This window comes from Methylobacterium sp. AMS5 (assembly GCF_001542815.1).
Classification (GTDB): domain Bacteria; phylum Pseudomonadota; class Alphaproteobacteria; order Rhizobiales; family Beijerinckiaceae; genus Methylobacterium.
In genome coordinates, this window is sequence record NZ_CP006992.1 from 5,307,322 (window position 1) to 5,323,321 (window position 16,000).

The window sequence follows — 16,000 nt, forward strand, 5'->3', positions numbered from 1 at the left end:
TGTCGAAGGCCGGATCGTCATCGATCGCCCGGCCTCCGAGCGGCGGGTTTGCGCCGGTGCCGTTTAGCGTGCCTCACGAAACTCCCGATCTCCGACTGTTCTCGCTTTGGCGGGGACGGCGCAGCGGGAGTCTTGTGAGAAACACTTATCCACACGCGATGCAGTGGCGCCTCTTCCCCGAGTGCGGGATGAGGCCTCGGCGTTAGAAGTCGGGCAACCGCTCGGCGGGAACAGTCCCTGCGAAGTCCGGGCGTCGTCCCGGTCTTTCGCGGGAGACATGATGTCCGGCCGGTCGACCATCGCCACGCGCCTGTTCTGGGCCGTCGTCCTCGGGGGCGCCGCCGCCATTCGTTATGGAGCACCGGCTCTCGCCGCCACGGGCGCGGTCTGCCTCGCGATCCTCCTCCATCGCCTCGACCGGCCGCGCCGCTTCCGCGCACGCGTGCGTCGCATCGCCCGGCGCCACGCCGCGACGCTCGCCCTGCGACGTCGGCAGGAGCGCTTCCTCGACGCCTACGGCAATACGATCGAGGACGGCTGGCTGCGCGAGCGCGAATATTTCGTCGAGCGCACCGTCCTGCCGCTCGTCGAGCAGCGCGGCTTTTCCGATTACGCCGAGCCGCGCTTCGATGAGATGGTGGAGATCGTCGAGCGGGTGGCCTGCACGCACGAACGGCCCGACGAAATGGAGACACCGGAAGACGGGGTCGCCTATGAACGATACTGCGCCGAACTTCTGGGCGAGGCGGGCTGGGATGCCCGGCCTACGGGGGCGAGCGGCGACCAGGGATGCGACGTGATCGCCGAGAAGGCGGGCCTGCGCCTGATCGTGCAGTGCAAGCGCTACGGCCGCCCGGTCGGCAATGCGGCGGTGCAGGAGGTGGCGGCTGCCACCTTGCATTGGTCGGGCGACATGGCGGCCGTGGTCTCGAATGCCGGATTCACGCCTGCCGCCCGCAAGCTCGCCGGCACCACCGGCGTCCTGCTCCTCCATCACGACGACCTCGCGACCCTGGTTCCGACCCGCCGGGCCGGCCGCCGTGCGCTGGCGGCCGGGCGCTGAGCCTACTCCGCCGGCACGGGCCGACTGACGGTCCGGGCGGGCAGCGCGACGGCCTTGCGTCGAACCGACAGCCGCGCCGCGCGCTTGCGCCACCAGATCACCACGCCGGTGACCGACAGCATCGCGACGACGAGCCCCATGAAGGAGATCAGGATGCGGCCGGGCAGGCCGAGGATGCGGCCCGAATGCACCGGGAACTGCGCCTGCACGAAAATATCGGCGGCGGTGCCGACCCAGGGTTGGCGGTCGCCGATCACCCGGCCGTCCCCACCGTCGAAATAGATCGCCGCCGGGCCGACGCCCGCGGCGCCGTGGTCGTCGCCGGGCTCGAAGAACCGGGCGGTGTAGAAGCCCTGCATCGGCGCGTAGGCGAGCGCGCCGACCGGCTCCTTCCAGCCGCGGCGTTGCCCCTCCGCCTGCGCCGCCTCGAGGATTTGGGCATAATCCACCCCCGGCTCGATCGGCTTGAGCGGCGAGACGAAGGGGCGGGTGTTCGATGGTTCGGGCGTCACTTGCGAGACGCTCGACATCAGCGGCAGGAACACCTCGCGGTAGAGGTTGAGCGAGAACGCCGTGAAAGCGAGCACGAACAGCAGCGCGAAGGTCCAGAGGCTGAAGGCGCGGTGCAGATCGAAGGTCACGCGGTAGGGGCTGCCCGCGGTCTTCACCTTCCAGGCGGGCTTCCAGCGGGACCACCAGCCCCGTCCGAGCTGCCGCTCGACCGCCGCCGGGCGCTCCGGGTTGGCGGGTTTGCGCACCGGCAGCGTCAGATAGAAGCCGACGAAAGAATCGAGCATCCAGACGACGGCGACGATCCCGAGCAGCCAGATGCCCCAGCGCTCCTCGCCCCACATCTCCGGCAGGTGCAGGGAGTAGTGCAGCTTGTACAGGAACGAGATCAGCGTCTCGCGGGTGATCGGCCAGACCTGACCCCATTCCCGCCGTCCGAGTTCGGCCCCGGTGACAGGGTCGAGGAAGACCTGATTGTATCCGAGCTTGTGCAGGCTGCCGGTCGCCGCATCGACCCGCGGCATCACGAACAGGGATAGCGACTCGCCCGCTTCAGACGCGAGCGGGAGATAGGAGACGCGGGCGCGTGGATCCCGGGCCTCGAACTGCCGGGCAAGGTCGAGGGCGGGGATCGCCGCACCGCGGCTCTCGACCGTATGGAGACGCGGGTTCAGCCAATCGTCGAGTTCGTGGTCCCAGGAGATCACCGCGCCGGTGAGCCCCGCCACGAGCAGGAAGGCGGCGATCGTCAGACCGGCCCAGCGGTGGAGAAGGACGAAAACGGAGCGCGCCATCAACCCTCGAGCCTCTTTCCGCGACGGAGCCACCGACGGCGGAGCAGGAAAGGCGATCCGGCCCTCGGACGAACAAGTCCCGGTCCGGTCAGTCCCTAGTGCGGGCCCTCATGCCTGCGCGCCGAGGGCAGAACCGTCGATAACGGTTGCCACGTCGATGCGCCACCCCTTGGTCACCTCTTGAATCGCGCGCGAAACGATCACGCGTGAAGATCCGGTGAAGGCCGACCGGGCGTGCTCCGGCTGGCTTAACAACCCTTAAACCCGCCGCATTTACTGTCTCTGACGCAAGGGGACGACCCGCCGTGCCGCAGGGCGAGCCGGTGCGTCCGAGGGGATCGATCCGGCGGAATACCGACGCGCGGATCCCGAACAGGGGAGCACGGTCGCGGGAGGCGAGATCCTTTCGGGGATCGGCCGCCCCGGACGCATGGAACGCATGGCGCAGTCTCGCGGACGCAAACCTCGCAGCGAACCGACCTTCGACATTCCGGAGGGGAGCGAGCCGGGCCGCCTCGACGTGCGCCTGTCGCGCAACGACCGGTCGGCGGGTGGGCCGCGGGCTTCGGCCGGCCGCCCCGCTTCGGCGCCGAAGGCGCGTGCGCGCAAGGCCTCCGGCGGCGGCAGCGGCCGGCGCCCGCCGCGGCGGCGCTCCTGGCTCGGCCGTCTGGTCTATGCCGGCGTCGTCCTCGGCATCTGGGTGGCGATCGGGCTGGCCGGCCTCATCGCCTACCACGCCTCGCAATTGCCGCCGATCGATCAGCTCGCGGTTCCCAAGCGCCCGCCCAACATCGCGATTCTGGCCAGCGACGGCAGCCTGCTCGCCAACCGCGGCGAGACCGGCGGCCGCGTCGTCTCGATCAAGGAATTGCCGCCCTACCTGCCGCGCGCCTTCGTCGCGATCGAGGACCGGCGGTTCTACGACCATTTCGGCATCGATCCCGTGGGCATCGCCCGCGCGATCACCCAGAACCTGACCCGCCGCGGCGTGGCGCAGGGCGGCTCGACGCTGACCCAGCAGCTCGCCAAGAACCTGTTCCTCACCCCCGAGCGGTCGGCTTCGCGAAAGATCCAGGAGGCGATCCTGGCGCTGTGGCTGGAGCACAAATACTCGAAGGACGAGATCCTCGAACTCTATCTCAACCGGGTCTATTTCGGTGCCGGCGCCTACGGCGTCGAGGCCGCGGCCCAGCGCTATTTCGGCAAACCCGCCAAGAACGTGACGCTGGCGGAGGCTGCCATGCTCGGCGGCCTGGTGCAGGCGCCCTCGCGCCTCGCGCCGAACCGCAACCTGAAGGCGGCGCAGGCCCGCGCCGCCCAGGTGCTCGCGGCGATGGAGGAACTGGGCTTTGCCAAGAGCGCCGACGCGAAGGTCGCGCTGGCCCAGCCGGCCCGGCCCGCTTCGACCCGTGGCGGCGGCTCGCCGAATTACGTCGCCGACCTCGTGATGGACGTGCTCGACGACTTCCTGCCGAAGTTCGACGACGACATCGTCGTCGCCACCACCGTCGATGCGAGCATGCAGACGGCGGGCGAGAAGGCGCTCACCGACGAACTCAATGCCAAGGGCGGACGCTACAACGTCGCCCAGGGTGCCCTCGTGTCGATGCGGCCGGACGGGGCGATCCGTGCCCTCGTCGGCGGGCGCGACTACGCCCAGAGCCAGTTCAACCGCGCCACCACCGCCAAGCGCCAGCCGGGCTCGGCCTTCAAGCCCTTCGTGTACCTCGCGGCGGTCGAGCGCGGCCTGACCCCCGACACGATGCGCGAGGACGCGCCCGTGCGGATCGGCAACTGGGCGCCGGAGAACTACTCGCACAACTATCGCGGCCCGGTTTCCTTGCGCGAGGCGCTGGCGCTCTCGCTCAACACGGTGGCGGTGAAACTCGGCCAGGAAGTCGGCCCGAAGGCGGTGGTGCAGACTGCCCAGCGGCTCGGCATCTCGTCCTCGCTCCAGGCCAACGGCTCGATCGCGCTCGGCACCTCGGAGGTGACGCCGCTCGAACTGGTGGGCGCCTACTGCGCCTTCGCCAATGGCGGCACCGGTGTGATTCCCTACGTCATCGCCAGCATCAAGAGCGCCACCGGCAAGGTGCTCTACAAGCGCGGCGAGGGCGGGCTCGGCCGCGTCATCGATCCCAACGCCGTCGGCATGATGAACGCCATGATGCACGACGTCTTCACCATGGGCACGGCCAAGAAGGCCGACATCCCGGGTTGGGAACTGGCCGGAAAGACCGGCACCAGCCAGGAGTTCCGCGATGCGTGGTTCGTCGGCTACTCGGCCACCCTGGTGACCGGGGTCTGGCTCGGCAACGACGACGGCGAGCCGACCAAACGCGCCTCGGGCGGCAGCCTGCCGGTGGAGATCTGGAAAGCCTACATGACGACGGCGCTCAAGGGCGAGAAGCCGGTGGGCCTGCCGGGCATGAACCGCTGGCGGGCGCCCCGGCCCGAGGCCGCTCCTGAGCGCGATTCCGGACCCGGCGGCCTGATCGGCGCGCTGCTCGGCGAGCCGGAGCAGACGGCTTCCGCCCTCCCCCCTCGCTCGGTTCCTCAAGGACGCGGTCCGAGCCGGGACGATCGCAACTTCCTCGAGAAGCTGTTCGGGGTCGGCGATTAGAGCGCATTCCGACGAAGTGGTCACCGGTTCGTCGAAAGAAGGCGCGTCAAAACAACAGGCTAGAGACTCCGACCTGATACAGTCAGGTCTGATACGGCTCTAGCCGCTGCCTGATCCACCCAACGGGATCGGTTAATCCCTCCCGTCGAGCGGCGGCTGGAAAAAAAATCCGGCGCGGTCTGAGCCGGGCATGCGGCCGTGCGCCACATTCGCGCCACGTTGCAGGCATGACCCTCCGACAGTCTGGAGAGGATCGCGGGCTCTGCCCCCCTCCTGATTGCCGACGGAAGGAGCCTCCGTGTCGACCCGCCTGCCCGACCGTTGCCCGCATGGCCCCGTGGCTTCTGCGAACGGGCCGGACGCATCCTTCTCCGCCGGCCGCCGGAGCCCGATCTGATGCTGCCGCACCATCGCTGGTTCTGGCTTCTCATCCTGCTCGCCGCGGGCGGCGCGGGGTTGCTCTACAACGTCATCTTCGCCGGCGGTGCGAGCCCGGCGGCCGGCTTTACCTACGGCCTGTGTGTCGGCGTCTCGGCGCTGGCCTTCGACCGTGGCGTGCTGCTGGCCGGCGTCCAGTCGCGCATCCGGCGTCTGCCCGCCGGGCTCTACGTCGTCGCGGCGGAACTCTCCTACGTGGCGATGATCGTCGTCGGCAACGCGCTCGGCGGCTTCGTCGTCTGGCTGCTCGGCCTGACCGGCGACAGCCTGGAGGAGGCGGTGCGCACCACGCCGCGGGTGCTGGCCTACGCGCTCGCCGTCTCGGCCCTGCTCGTCTTCGTGATCCGCATGCGCGACCTGATCGGCGGCGAAGTCTTCATCAACTTCCTCGTCGGGCGTTACCATCGCCCGGTGGAGGAGGAGCGCATCTTCCTGTTCCTCGACGTGGTCGGATCGACCGCCTTCGCCGAGACCCACGGCGACCTGCGGGCGCAGGAATATCTCAGTGCCGTCTTCGCGACCCTCGCCGAGCCGGTGCGCCGGTTCTACGGCTCGACCGACGACTATATCGGCGATCTGGCCATGATCACTTGGCCGATGGAGCGCGGCCTGAAGGATGCGCGCTGCGTCGAGTGCCTGTTCGCGGTGCGCGAGCGCATCGAGGCGGAAGCGGAGGGCTGGGAAGCCCGCTTCGGCACCGTGCCGCGCCTGCGGGCGGGCCTGCATGGCGGCCCGGTGGTGACGGCCGAAGTCGGAGTGGACCGGCACAAGATCGCTTATTTCGGGGACGCGGTGAATGTGGTCGCCCGCGTCGAGGCGCTGTGCCGCCCGCTCGGCGTCGATACCTTGATCTCCGAGGATCTGCTGAAGCGGCTGCCGCGGCTACCCGAGGGCGTCGTGGTGAGACCGCTCGGCACCCACGCCCTGCGCGGGCGCGGTCAGCCCCTCGCCGTCGCCACCCTCGAACGCAGGGGAACCGCCGCGCTTGCCGAGGAAACGGCGCCGCGGATCGCCGCCGCGCCGTAGGACGGGTGAACCCGCCGGTCAGCCCACCCGCAGCAGCAGCAGGATCGCCGCGACCGTCATGATCGCCAGCGTCGCGAGAATGCCGCCGCCCCGGCAGGCGAACTGGCGCGGCGAGTTCGTGGGGGCGAACATTCCGATCGGATGCAGGATGCGCGCGATCACTAGCACGATCAGCAGGCCCTGAACCCAGCCATGGGAGCCGCCACTCCCCTCGTAGAGTGCGATCAGCAGCAGGGTCAGCGGCACATATTCCTGGAAGTTGCCGTGCGAGCGGATGCGCCGCTGGAGCGCGTCCTGCCCGCCATCGCCGAACAGGACGCTGCCGGTGAGCCGGCCAGCGATCACCCATCCGGTCAGTCCGGCATAGATCAGGCCCAGAATCGCGGCGTAGAAGGCCGTGGTGGTCGGAAAAATCACAGGGACAACCCTTGGATCGGAGGGGCGACCCGCCGTGTGGCGGATGTCGTTGGCCCTTCGCAAGATAGGATTGTCGGCGCCGTGTTCCGCCCATACGGGCGATCACGAAGGCGTATCCCCGACGCGGCGGTCGCCGACGGGCCCCCACGCCGCTCGGCGCGGCGGGCGATGGGATACATTAAGCATTCTACCGAAAAGTGTCGTCGGCCTGTGGCGGAAGGCGATGCGCTAGGATGGCGTGATGCGGCTCGGCCCGGCGGCGGAGCGTTGCTGGCGAGAGGGCCGCTCAGGAGGATGTCGGTGGGCGGCAAGCTGATCGCGGTGGCGAACATGAAGGGCGGGGTCGGCAAGACCACCACCGTGGTCATGCTCGCCGAGGCGCTGGCCGCCGACGGGGCGCGGGTGCTCGTGGTCGATCTCGATCCGCAGGCGAGCGTATCGGTCTGCCTCGCGGGCGATGCGCTGCTCGGCGAGATGATCGTCCACGGGCGCACGCTGGAGGCCTATCTCGCCCTCAAGCTCATCACCCGCCACAAGCCGAATCTCTCCGCCCGTATCCAGCCCGGTGTGAGCCTGACCATCCACAAGAACGCGCCGCTCGCGCTCTCCCTTCTGCCGTCCGGCCCGCATCTGCGGCTCGTGGAGCGGGAGATTCTTTACGAACTGACGGAGCGGAAATTCTCGATGCACGCCATCGACGAGAAGCTGTGGAAGGTCTTTCACGACGACTTCGTGCCGCTGGCGGCGAACTACGACTACGTCTTCTTCGATTGCGCGCCGGGTATCTCGCCGATCACCGAGGTGGCGGTGCGCGCGGCCGACCTCGTCCTCGTCACCTCGATACCGGACTTTCTCTCGACCTACGGGCTCAACGCCTTCGTCGAGACGGTCTGGCGGCGCACCAGCCGGCAGGCGAGCCATATCGCCCCGAAGAGCGCACCCTACGTCCTCGTCACCCGCTTCCAGGCCCAGGTGCGCCAGCATCAGCGAACCCTGGCGCGGCTCCAGGCGGAGGCGCGGGCCGAGGATGCCGGCTTCCGTTTGCTCGAAACCCGCATTCCTCAGGCGGCGGCGCTCGCCGACGCGCTGGTCCCGGCCGACGGGGCGCCCCCGACTTTCACCGCCAAGTATGGCGCCCATGTCCCCAACGTGCTGATCCCGCTGGTCGCGGAAGTGAAGGAAATCCTCCATGGCCCTTGATGTCGATGGCTATGCCGTGTTGCAGGCGATGGCCTCTGCGCCGGAAGCGTTTCCCGACATCCGCACCGAGATTCCCAAAGCCGCCCGTGCCCTCGTCGTGAAGCAGCTCAAGGCCCGGTCCTTGCGCGCGGCATCGCTGCGCCTGATCCGCGAGGTGCTGGGCGGCGAGACCCTCGCCCTGATCGCCGATGGGATGTCCGAGGCCGACGTGAAGGGGGTGGTGTCCCGCCTCGATCCGCATCACCCCTCGCTGAAGACCGCGACGCCGGGCTGGCACCGCCACCGCCTTAGCGCTCTGGCCGCCGGCGACGCGCCGTTCCGCAAGGGCGAGACCCGTGCCGAAGGCAGTCCGGCGAAGCCGCGTGCGGGCGAGACGCCCCCGGAGCGCGCCCTTGCCAGCCGTCCCTTCTCCGCAGTGTGGGACGGCAAGGACCATGATGCGCCGCCCGTGAAGGAAAGCCGGGAGAAGAAGGACAAGGAGAAGGAGCGAAAAGGAAAAAAGAAGAAGGGCTGAAGCCCTTCCGTCCAAGCGTTGTTGTGACGCGCATTCTTTCAACGATCCGGTGATAACTTCGTCGGAATACGCTCTAAGCTTCCGGAAACAGCACCGCGTAACGCGTTTCGAGGGCGGCGAGCCGGCCCTGCCCTTCCAGGACCGCGACCCGGTGGCGCCGCGTGACGTCGAGCAGCCCGTCGGCCATCTCGGCCTCGCCGCAGAGCCGGGCACGATCCGAGATCTGGGAGATCTGATCGGCCATCAGGCTATCGATCCGTATTCCTTCGGTCAGCACCTGCATCAGACGCAGCATCGTCTCACGGGCGTGGATCGAAGGCGTCGATGGGTCAGGTATACGATCCGTCACGGTACTCGCAAAGGTCAGGCCGACAACGCTCTGACGCTGCCCGAGGCTCGGCACCTCCGGCCACTGCATAGGATAAACCCTGCCCGCTTTCCCGGGGAAACGTCCGTGCAGCGTCAATTCATCAGGGGCGGTCCGCGAGCTCCACCGACGAAAAAGGGGCCGCCTTTCGGCGACCCCTCCTCCGTTCTTCGACCGGGTGCGTGGACTTAGAAGTCCATGCCGCCCATGCCGCCGCCGCCCGGCATCGCCGGGGCGCCGCTGTCCTTCTTCGGCGCGTCGGCGACCATGGCTTCCGTGGTCACCAGCAGGCCGGCGACCGAGGCCGCGTCCTGAAGGGCGGTGCGCACGACCTTGGCCGGGTCGACGATACCGGCCTGGATCATGTCGACATACTCTTCGGTCTGCGCGTTGAAGCCGAAGGTCTCGCCGCCGTTGTCGGTGATCTTGCCGACGACGATGGAGCCCTCGACGCCCGCGTTGCTGGCGATCTGACGGATCGGGGCTTCGAGCGCCTTGAGGACGATCTTGATGCCGGCCTGGACATCCGGGATGTCGGACTTCAGCTGGGCGACCGCCTTCTTGGCGAGCAGCAGTGCGACGCCGCCGCCGGGGACGATGCCCTCTTCCACCGCAGCGCGGGTGGCGTTGAGCGCGTCGTCCACGCGGTCCTTCTTCTCCTTGACCTCGACCTCGGTCGCGCCGCCGACGCGGATCACCGCGACGCCGCCCGCGAGCTTGGCCAGACGCTCCTGGAGCTTCTCGCGGTCGTAGTCCGAGGTGGTCTCCTCGATCTGCGCCTTGATCTGGCCGACGCGGGCCTCGATGTCGGCCTTCTCGCCGAGACCGTCGATGATCGTGGTGGTCTCCTTCTCGATGCGGACGCGCTTGGCGCGGCCGAGCATCGGCAGGGCGACGTTCTCGAGCTTGATGCCGAGATCCTCGGAGATGGTCTGGCCCTTGGTGAGGATCGCGATGTCCTCGAGCATCGCCTTGCGGCGATCGCCGAAGCCCGGAGCCTTCACGGCCGCGACCTTCAGGCCGCCGCGCAGCTTGTTCACGACGAGGGTGGCCAGCGCCTCGCCCTCGATGTCCTCGGCGATGATGACGAGCGGCTTGCCGGTCTGCACCACGGCCTCGAGCACCGGCAGCATCGGCTGCAGCGAGGAGAGCTTCTTCTCGTGGATGAGGATGTAGGGATCCTCGAGTTCGGCGACCATCTTCTCGGCGTTGGTCACGAAGTACGGCGAGAGGTAGCCGCGGTCGAACTGCATGCCCTCGACGACGTCGAGCTCGGTCTCGGCGGTCTTGGCCTCCTCGACGGTGATGACGCCCTCGTTGCCCACCTTCTGCATGGCGTGGGCGATCATCTCGCCGATCTCCTTGTCGCCATTGGCGGAGATCGTTCCGACCTGGGCGACCTCTTCGGAGGAGGCGACCTTCTTGGCGCGGGCGGTGATGTCCTTCACCGCGGCGGCCGTGGCGAGGTCGATGCCGCGCTTCAGGTCCATCGGGTTGATGCCGGCGGCCACGTACTTGGCGCCCTCGCGGACGATGGCCTGGGCCAGCACGGTCGCGGTGGTGGTGCCGTCACCGGCGATGTCGTTGGTCTTCGAAGCCACTTCGCGCACCATCTGTGCGCCCATGTTCTCGAAGCGGTCGGCGAGCTCGATCTCCTTGGCGACGGTGACGCCGTCCTTGGTGATGCGCGGCGCGCCGAAGCTCTTCTCGATCACGACGTTGCGGCCCTTCGGGCCCAGCGTCACCTTGACGGCATCCGCGAGGATGTCGACGCCGCGCAGCATCTTGTCGCGAGCATCGGCGGAGAAACGTACGTCTTTCGCTGCCATGTGAGTTTACCTCGAATGATGGAAGGGGCCCTGAAGCCGGCCGAGGGCGGAGCCCTGGCGGCCTCGAAGGGCGGTGGAAGGGTTTCGCGCCTTAGAGGGCGACGACACCCATGATGTCGGATTCCTTCATGATGAGGAGATCCTGGCCGTCGATCTTGACCTCGGTGCCGGACCACTTGCCGAACAGCACGCGGTCACCGACCTTCACGTCGAGGGCGTTGATGCGGCCTTGCTCGTCACGAGCGCCGGGGCCGACGGCGACGATCTCGCCCTCTTGCGGCTTCTCCTTGGCGGTATCCGGGATGATGATGCCGCCTTTCGTCTTCTCTTCGCTCTCGATGCGACGGACGACGACGCGGTCGTGCAGCGGACGGAACTTCATGAGCTGCCCTCTTGCTTCGGAATGGCGGTTGGTCTTCATGCGGTCGGGACGACCGCGCTCCACCTGATTGTTAGCACTCCAAGCAAGTGAGTGCTAACGACGCTGGCGAGATAGGCGCGCGGCGTTTTCGAGTCAAGGCGCAGCTTCTTCCCGGCTGCGGCGGTTTCGCGCGAATTTCTCGCGCGGCTGGGACGGACGGGGACACATTCTCCCGATGATGAGCCTTCATGGGGCCAACGGCGCGGTCGAGCACGGCGGCGCCGGAGGTGGCGCGAGCCTGCCCGATCACGCGGTCTGGATCGACCTGAACGATCCGACGGCCGAGGAGGCCGCGCAGGTCGAACGCAAGACGGGCATCCGCGTGCCATCGCGCGCGGCGCTGAGCGAGGTCGAGTCGTCGAGCCGCCTGCGCCGCAACCGCGACGGCCTCTCGCTCTCGACGCCGATGGTGACCTTCGACCGCTCCGATTTCAGCCTGAAGCCGCTCGGCTTCCTGCTCACCGCGGACCATCTCGTCACCGTGCGCTTCCACGACATGCGCGCCTTCGCGGCGGTCCGGAAGCGTGTGGACGAGGGTGACGGCGACGGCAGCACCAGCACGGGCATGTTCCTGCTCGTGGTCGAGGAACTGGTCGACAACCTCGCCGACCTTCTGGAGGAGATGTCGAGCGACCTCGATACGCTCTCCACCCGCATCTTCGATTTCGATTCGGGCGCCCGGCCGGGTGCCCGCAAGGGTGACACCACCGCGCCGAAGCGGCGCGACCTCGCGCTCCGCCGCCTGCTCCGTTCGGTCGGGCGCCACGGGAAGTCCCTGTCGAAGGTCCGCGCCAGCCTGCTCGGGCTCGGACGCATCATCGTCTTCGCCAAGAGCGAGTGCGGGCAGACCCTCAAGGAGGGCGACGCGCCGCGCTTCGACACGCTGGCGCAGGACATCGCCTCGCTGGACGAGTTCGAGACGCGACTCTCCGAAACCGTCCAGTTCCTGCTCGACGCGACGCTCGGGCTCATCAACATCGAGCAGAACAACGCCTTCCGGGTTCTCACCGTCGTGTCCGTGGTCGGCGTGCCGCCGACCCTGGTGGCCTCGCTCTACGGCATGAACTTCAAGCACATGCCCGAACTCGATTGGGCCTACGGCTACCCTTACGGCCTCGCCCTGATCGTGATCTCGGCGATCGTGCCGCTGCTCTATTTCAAGGCGAGGGGCTGGCTGTAACGGTTGCCGAGAGGTGCCGCCGTCGCGGGGGCTCTCCGCGACTCAGTGGCTGAGGCCGGGGAACAGGTTCCGCAGGCTCGTCACGATCATCTCCATCGCAACCGCGGCCAGGATCATGCCCATCAGACGGCGCGTGATCGCGGTGGCCGTCGCGGACAGGTGGCGGCCCAGCCAGGGGGCGGAGATCAGCGCGACCGTCAGAAGCGTGAGAAAGGCGCCGACACCGAGCGCGAGTTCCGGCCATTTGGCCTGCGCCTTGGCGGTGTGGCCGAACACGATGAGCGTCGCGATCGTCCCCGGACCGACGAGCAGGGGGATGGTCAGCGGGTAGATGGCGACGCTTTCCGCGTCGACCCGATCTTCCTTCTCCTTGGGGCTGCGGCCGTGCGTCTGGTTCGATGAGCCCTGCAGCATGGAGAGCGCGATCATCAGAACGATGAGCCCGCCCGCGAGACGGAAGTCGTCGACGCTGAGTCCGAAGGCATCCAGGACGGCCTGCCCGGCCACGATCGAGACGAGGCAGCCGATCGTGGTCCCGACAGCGGCCGTGACGGCAACGCGCCGCCGCACGGCGTCGGAAGCGCCATCGGTCAGGGAGAGGAACACCGGCACATTCGCGATCGGGTTCATGATGGCGAACAGCGCGGCGAAGACCTTCGTGGCGAAGGACAGATCGACAGACATCGCGCACCCCGGTTTCGAACTCCAGCCCCATAGCACGGCTCTGGCTTCGGCCCGGCGCCGGGCCCGCAGGCAGCGATGGGTCGTCACGCCGTCGCCCCACAATTCAGGCTTTGTTGGCGGCTAGCTGCGAGTCTTGTCCTCAGGCTCCAGGCTGAGCGAGCAGCGCACCCCGTCCCATGGCCGTCATCGCCGCCTTCGTCCTCAATGCCGGGCTGAACTTCATCCTCGGCATCGCCATCGCCCGAATGCTGGGGCCGGCCGATTTCGGCCGGTTCGCCCTGGCGACGGCCGGTGCGGTCGTGCTCAACACGATCCTGTTCGAGTGGCTGCGACTCTCCGCGACGCGGTTCTACTCGGCGCGGGTGCGCGAGGCCGAGCCCTGGATCCGCCAGGGTCTCGATCGGGCTTACTGGGTCGTCGCGCTGGCGCTGTTTGCCACCGCCGCCCTCTGCGCCGGGCTCGGGATCGCCGTCAATCCGACCCCCGAGGGACGTCTGGTCATGACCGCCGGCACGATGGTCGCGGCGATCGGCATCGGGTTGTTCGACTATCACGCGGCGCTCGCCCGCGCCCGCTTCATCGGCAGCGCCTATCTCCGGCTCGTGGTGTGGAAGAACGTCCTGGCCTTCGTGCTGATGGCCGGCACGGCATGGCTGTTTCCGCAGCCGGTCTGGGTGCTGATCGCGGGGGGCTTGAGCCAGTTCCTGGCGGTGCTGCCGATGCGCAAGATCCTGGGCGACGGGCTCTTGGGGCACCCGCCCGCCATCACGCCTGACCGGGCGCGAAAAACCTTGCGGCTGTTCGCGGCCTACGGTTTGCCCTTGATCGCGGCCAACGCCGTCTATCAGATCATGCCCTTCCTCAACCGCGCCGCCATCGCCGGCACCGCCGGCTTTGCCGAGGCCGGCTATTTCGCGCTCGCCGCCGATCTCGGCTCGCGGGCCTTCTCGACGCTTGGGGCTGCGCTCGACCTGCTGCTGTTCCAGATCGCCGTGCAGGCCGAGGAGCATCATGGCCGCGAGGCCGCCGAGACCCAGGTCGCGCGCAACATCGCCATCGTGGTGGCGCTGCTCCTGCCCTGCGCCGCCGGCTACTGGGCCGTGACGCCGGCCCTCCAGGCACTGATCGTGCCGGAGGAGTTTCGCGGGCCGTTCGCGGACTACACCGACCTGCTGATCCCGGGCCTGTTCTGCCTCTCGATCATGAACTTCGCCCTCAATCCCATCTTCCAGATCCGACGCCGGACGAGTCCGGTGGTCGCCGCCGCGCTCATCGGGCTGGCCGTCAACGCCGTCGGCCTCGTCCTGCTGCCGCGGATGATGGGACCGCAGGGCGTCGCCGTCGCGCAGACCTTGGGCCTCGTCGCAGCGGTCGCCGTGCTCGGCCTGCGGGCGCTGACGGGGATCGAGCGCCTACGCCTGCCGGGCCGCGACCTGGCCCTCACCGCCGCCGCCTGCCTCGCCATGGTTCTGGCCGTGCTGCCGTTCCGCGGCCTGGAGCCGGCGCTTGCCCTGCCCGCCTGCATCGCGGCCGGAATGCTCGTCTACGGGGCTTTCGTCTGGTTCCTCGACATCGCCGGCCTGCGCAGCGCCGTGCGCCAGCGTTTCCCGAAGCGGCTGCCGGCCGCCGCGCGATAGGCGCGGGCCTGGCGCAGACGCGGCTTGCCACCTCAGGCCAAACGGGGTTTGAGTCCGGGAGCTTCTCGAAGCTCCAGAATAAATCCCACGGGACGGAAACGATGACCTCATACGCGCCGGCGAGCGAGCAGGAGGCGGCTGCCATCGTGGCGCAGGCCGCCGGCCGGTCGGAACCGCTGCGTCTCGTCGGCGGCGGCACCAAGGCGGCGCTCGGCCGCCCACCGCAGGATGAGGCGACGCTCGCCGCGACGGGGCTCACCGGCATCACGCTCTATGAGCCGGCCGAGATGGTGGTCGCCGCGCGTGCCGGCACGCCGCTCGCCGAAGTCGAAGCACTGCTGGCCGGGCGCGGGCAGATGCTGCCGTTCGAGCCGATGGATCACCGCCCTCTCCTCGGCTCCAGCGGCGAGCCGACCTTCGGCGCGGTGGCGGCGGCCAACAATTCCGGCCCCCGCCGCATCAATGCGGGCGCGGCCCGCGACAGCCTGATCGGCGTGCGCTTCGTCAACGGCCGCGGCCAGCCGATCAAGTCCGGCGGGCGGGTGATGAAGAACGTCACCGGCCTCGACCTTGTGAAGCTGATGGCCGGCTCCTGGGGCACGCTCGGCCTGCTGACGGAGGTCACCTTCAAGGTGCTGCCCGTGCAGGAGCAGGTCGCGACCCTCGTGCTGCCGGGCCTTGCCGATGCCGCCGCGGTCGAGGCGCTCGCCACCGCCCTCGGCTCACCGTTCGAGCTGACCGGCGCCGCCCACTGGCCTGCCGGTGTCGGCGGGCCGGAGCCGCGCACGCTGATGCGCGTCGAAGGCTTTGCCAAGTCGGTCGGTTACCGCCTCGGCGAGCTGCGCCGCCTGCTGCGCCGCTACGGCGAGGCCCGGGTCGTCGAGGGCGAGGAGAGCGCTGCGCTCTGGCGTGCCGTGCGCGACGCGACTCCGCTCGCCGAGCCGCGCGAGTCCGCGATCTGGCGCATCTCCGTCGCTCCGACCCGCGGGCCGGCGGTCGCCGCGGCGATCGCGGCCGAGCGCGCGGCGCGCTGGTTCTACGATTGGGGCGGCGGCCTGATCTGGCTCGCCACCGATGCGTCCGACGATGCCGGCGCCGCCGTGATCCGCGCCGCGGTGAAGGCCGCCGGCAGCGGTCACGCGACCCTGGTGCGCGCGCCCGAGACCCTGCGCGCGGCTGTCCCCGTCTTCGAGCCGCTGCCCGAGCCGCTGATGCGCATCAGCGCCGGCATCAAGGCCGCGCATGATCCGGCCGGCATCTTCAACCCCGGCCGGATGTATGCGGGCGTGTGACCGAA

General features: G+C 68.9%; 14 protein-coding genes. 8 read left to right on the top strand and 6 right to left on the bottom strand.

Going from position 1 to position 16,000, the window contains the following annotated elements; all coding sequences use genetic code 11:
- The first annotated feature begins 280 nt into the window (after positions 1-280).
- Complete coding sequence (locus tag Y590_RS23640) at positions 281-1,063, top strand: restriction endonuclease (protein ID WP_060772438.1); 783 nt, start codon at positions 281-283, stop codon at positions 1,061-1,063.
- Positions 1,064-1,065: 2 nt separating this feature from the next.
- Here Y590_RS23640 and Y590_RS23645 read toward each other — a convergent pair whose 3' ends face one another.
- A complete protein-coding gene (locus Y590_RS23645) occupies positions 1,066-2,367 on the bottom strand; it encodes a PepSY-associated TM helix domain-containing protein (RefSeq protein WP_060771994.1) in 1,302 nt (433 codons plus the stop codon).
- 439 nt (positions 2,368-2,806) lie between these two features.
- Between Y590_RS23645 and Y590_RS23650 the strand changes: the two genes are divergently transcribed.
- Positions 2,807-4,990, top strand: coding sequence for a transglycosylase domain-containing protein (locus Y590_RS23650; protein ID WP_060772439.1), 2,184 nt, complete (start codon positions 2,807-2,809; stop codon positions 4,988-4,990).
- Between the two features lie 396 nt (positions 4,991-5,386).
- On the top strand, positions 5,387-6,454 hold the full coding sequence (locus Y590_RS23655; protein ID WP_060771995.1) for an adenylate/guanylate cyclase domain-containing protein: 1,068 nt from the start codon (positions 5,387-5,389) through the stop codon (positions 6,452-6,454).
- A gap of 18 nt (positions 6,455-6,472) precedes the next feature.
- Here the strand turns inward: Y590_RS23655 and Y590_RS23660 are convergent, their stop codons facing one another.
- On the bottom strand, positions 6,473-6,871 hold the full coding sequence (locus tag Y590_RS23660; RefSeq protein WP_060771996.1) for an MAPEG family protein: 399 nt from the start codon (positions 6,869-6,871) through the stop codon (positions 6,473-6,475).
- Positions 6,872-7,165: 294 nt separating this feature from the next.
- Between Y590_RS23660 and Y590_RS23665 the strand changes: the two genes are divergently transcribed.
- Both Y590_RS23665 and Y590_RS23670 read left to right on the top strand, forming a co-directional pair.
- Positions 7,166-8,071 (top strand): ParA family protein, encoded by a 906-nt coding sequence (locus Y590_RS23665; protein ID WP_083530952.1) that lies wholly within the window; start codon positions 7,166-7,168, stop codon positions 8,069-8,071.
- Positions 8,061-8,585: a hypothetical protein gene (locus Y590_RS23670; protein ID WP_060771997.1), complete on the top strand. Its 525-nt coding sequence runs from the start codon at positions 8,061-8,063 to the stop codon at positions 8,583-8,585. Before Y590_RS23665 ends, Y590_RS23670 begins: the two co-directional genes overlap by 11 nt.
- A 73-nt stretch (positions 8,586-8,658) precedes the next feature.
- Here Y590_RS23670 and Y590_RS27490 read toward each other — a convergent pair whose 3' ends face one another.
- The 3 genes from Y590_RS27490 to groES all read right to left on the bottom strand — a co-directional run bounded on the left by Y590_RS27490 (position 8,659) and on the right by groES (position 11,163).
- On the bottom strand, positions 8,659-8,880 hold the full coding sequence (locus tag Y590_RS27490; RefSeq protein ID WP_245517505.1) for a hypothetical protein: 222 nt from the start codon (positions 8,878-8,880) through the stop codon (positions 8,659-8,661).
- 260 nt (positions 8,881-9,140) lie between these two features.
- The gene (gene groL, locus Y590_RS23680; protein WP_060771999.1) at positions 9,141-10,781 is read right to left on the bottom strand and encodes a chaperonin GroEL; all 1,641 of its coding nucleotides are present in this window, start codon (positions 10,779-10,781) and stop codon (positions 9,141-9,143) included.
- Between the two features lie 91 nt (positions 10,782-10,872).
- On the bottom strand, positions 10,873-11,163 hold the full coding sequence (groES, locus tag Y590_RS23685; protein WP_060772000.1) for a co-chaperone GroES: 291 nt from the start codon (positions 11,161-11,163) through the stop codon (positions 10,873-10,875).
- A 214-nt stretch (positions 11,164-11,377) separates the two neighbouring features.
- Between groES and Y590_RS23690 the strand changes: the two genes are divergently transcribed.
- Positions 11,378-12,382 carry a magnesium transporter CorA family protein gene (locus Y590_RS23690; RefSeq protein ID WP_060772001.1) on the top strand — a complete coding sequence of 335 codons (1,005 nt, stop codon included), beginning with the start codon at positions 11,378-11,380 and terminating at the stop codon, positions 12,380-12,382.
- Positions 12,383-12,424: 42 nt separating this feature from the next.
- Here Y590_RS23690 and Y590_RS23695 read toward each other — a convergent pair whose 3' ends face one another.
- Positions 12,425-13,066, bottom strand: coding sequence for a MarC family protein (locus Y590_RS23695; RefSeq protein WP_060772002.1), 642 nt, complete (start codon positions 13,064-13,066; stop codon positions 12,425-12,427).
- Between the two features lie 176 nt (positions 13,067-13,242).
- Between Y590_RS23695 and Y590_RS23700 the strand changes: the two genes are divergently transcribed.
- Together Y590_RS23700 and glcE are read left to right on the top strand one after the other, a co-directional pair.
- Positions 13,243-14,703 carry a lipopolysaccharide biosynthesis protein gene (locus Y590_RS23700; protein ID WP_060772003.1) on the top strand — a complete coding sequence of 487 codons (1,461 nt, stop codon included), beginning with the start codon at positions 13,243-13,245 and terminating at the stop codon, positions 14,701-14,703.
- Between the two features lie 101 nt (positions 14,704-14,804).
- Positions 14,805-15,995, top strand: a complete 1,191-nt coding sequence (gene glcE, locus Y590_RS23705; RefSeq protein WP_060772004.1) for a glycolate oxidase subunit GlcE — start codon at positions 14,805-14,807, stop codon at positions 15,993-15,995.
- The last annotated feature ends 5 nt before the right edge of the window (positions 15,996-16,000 follow it).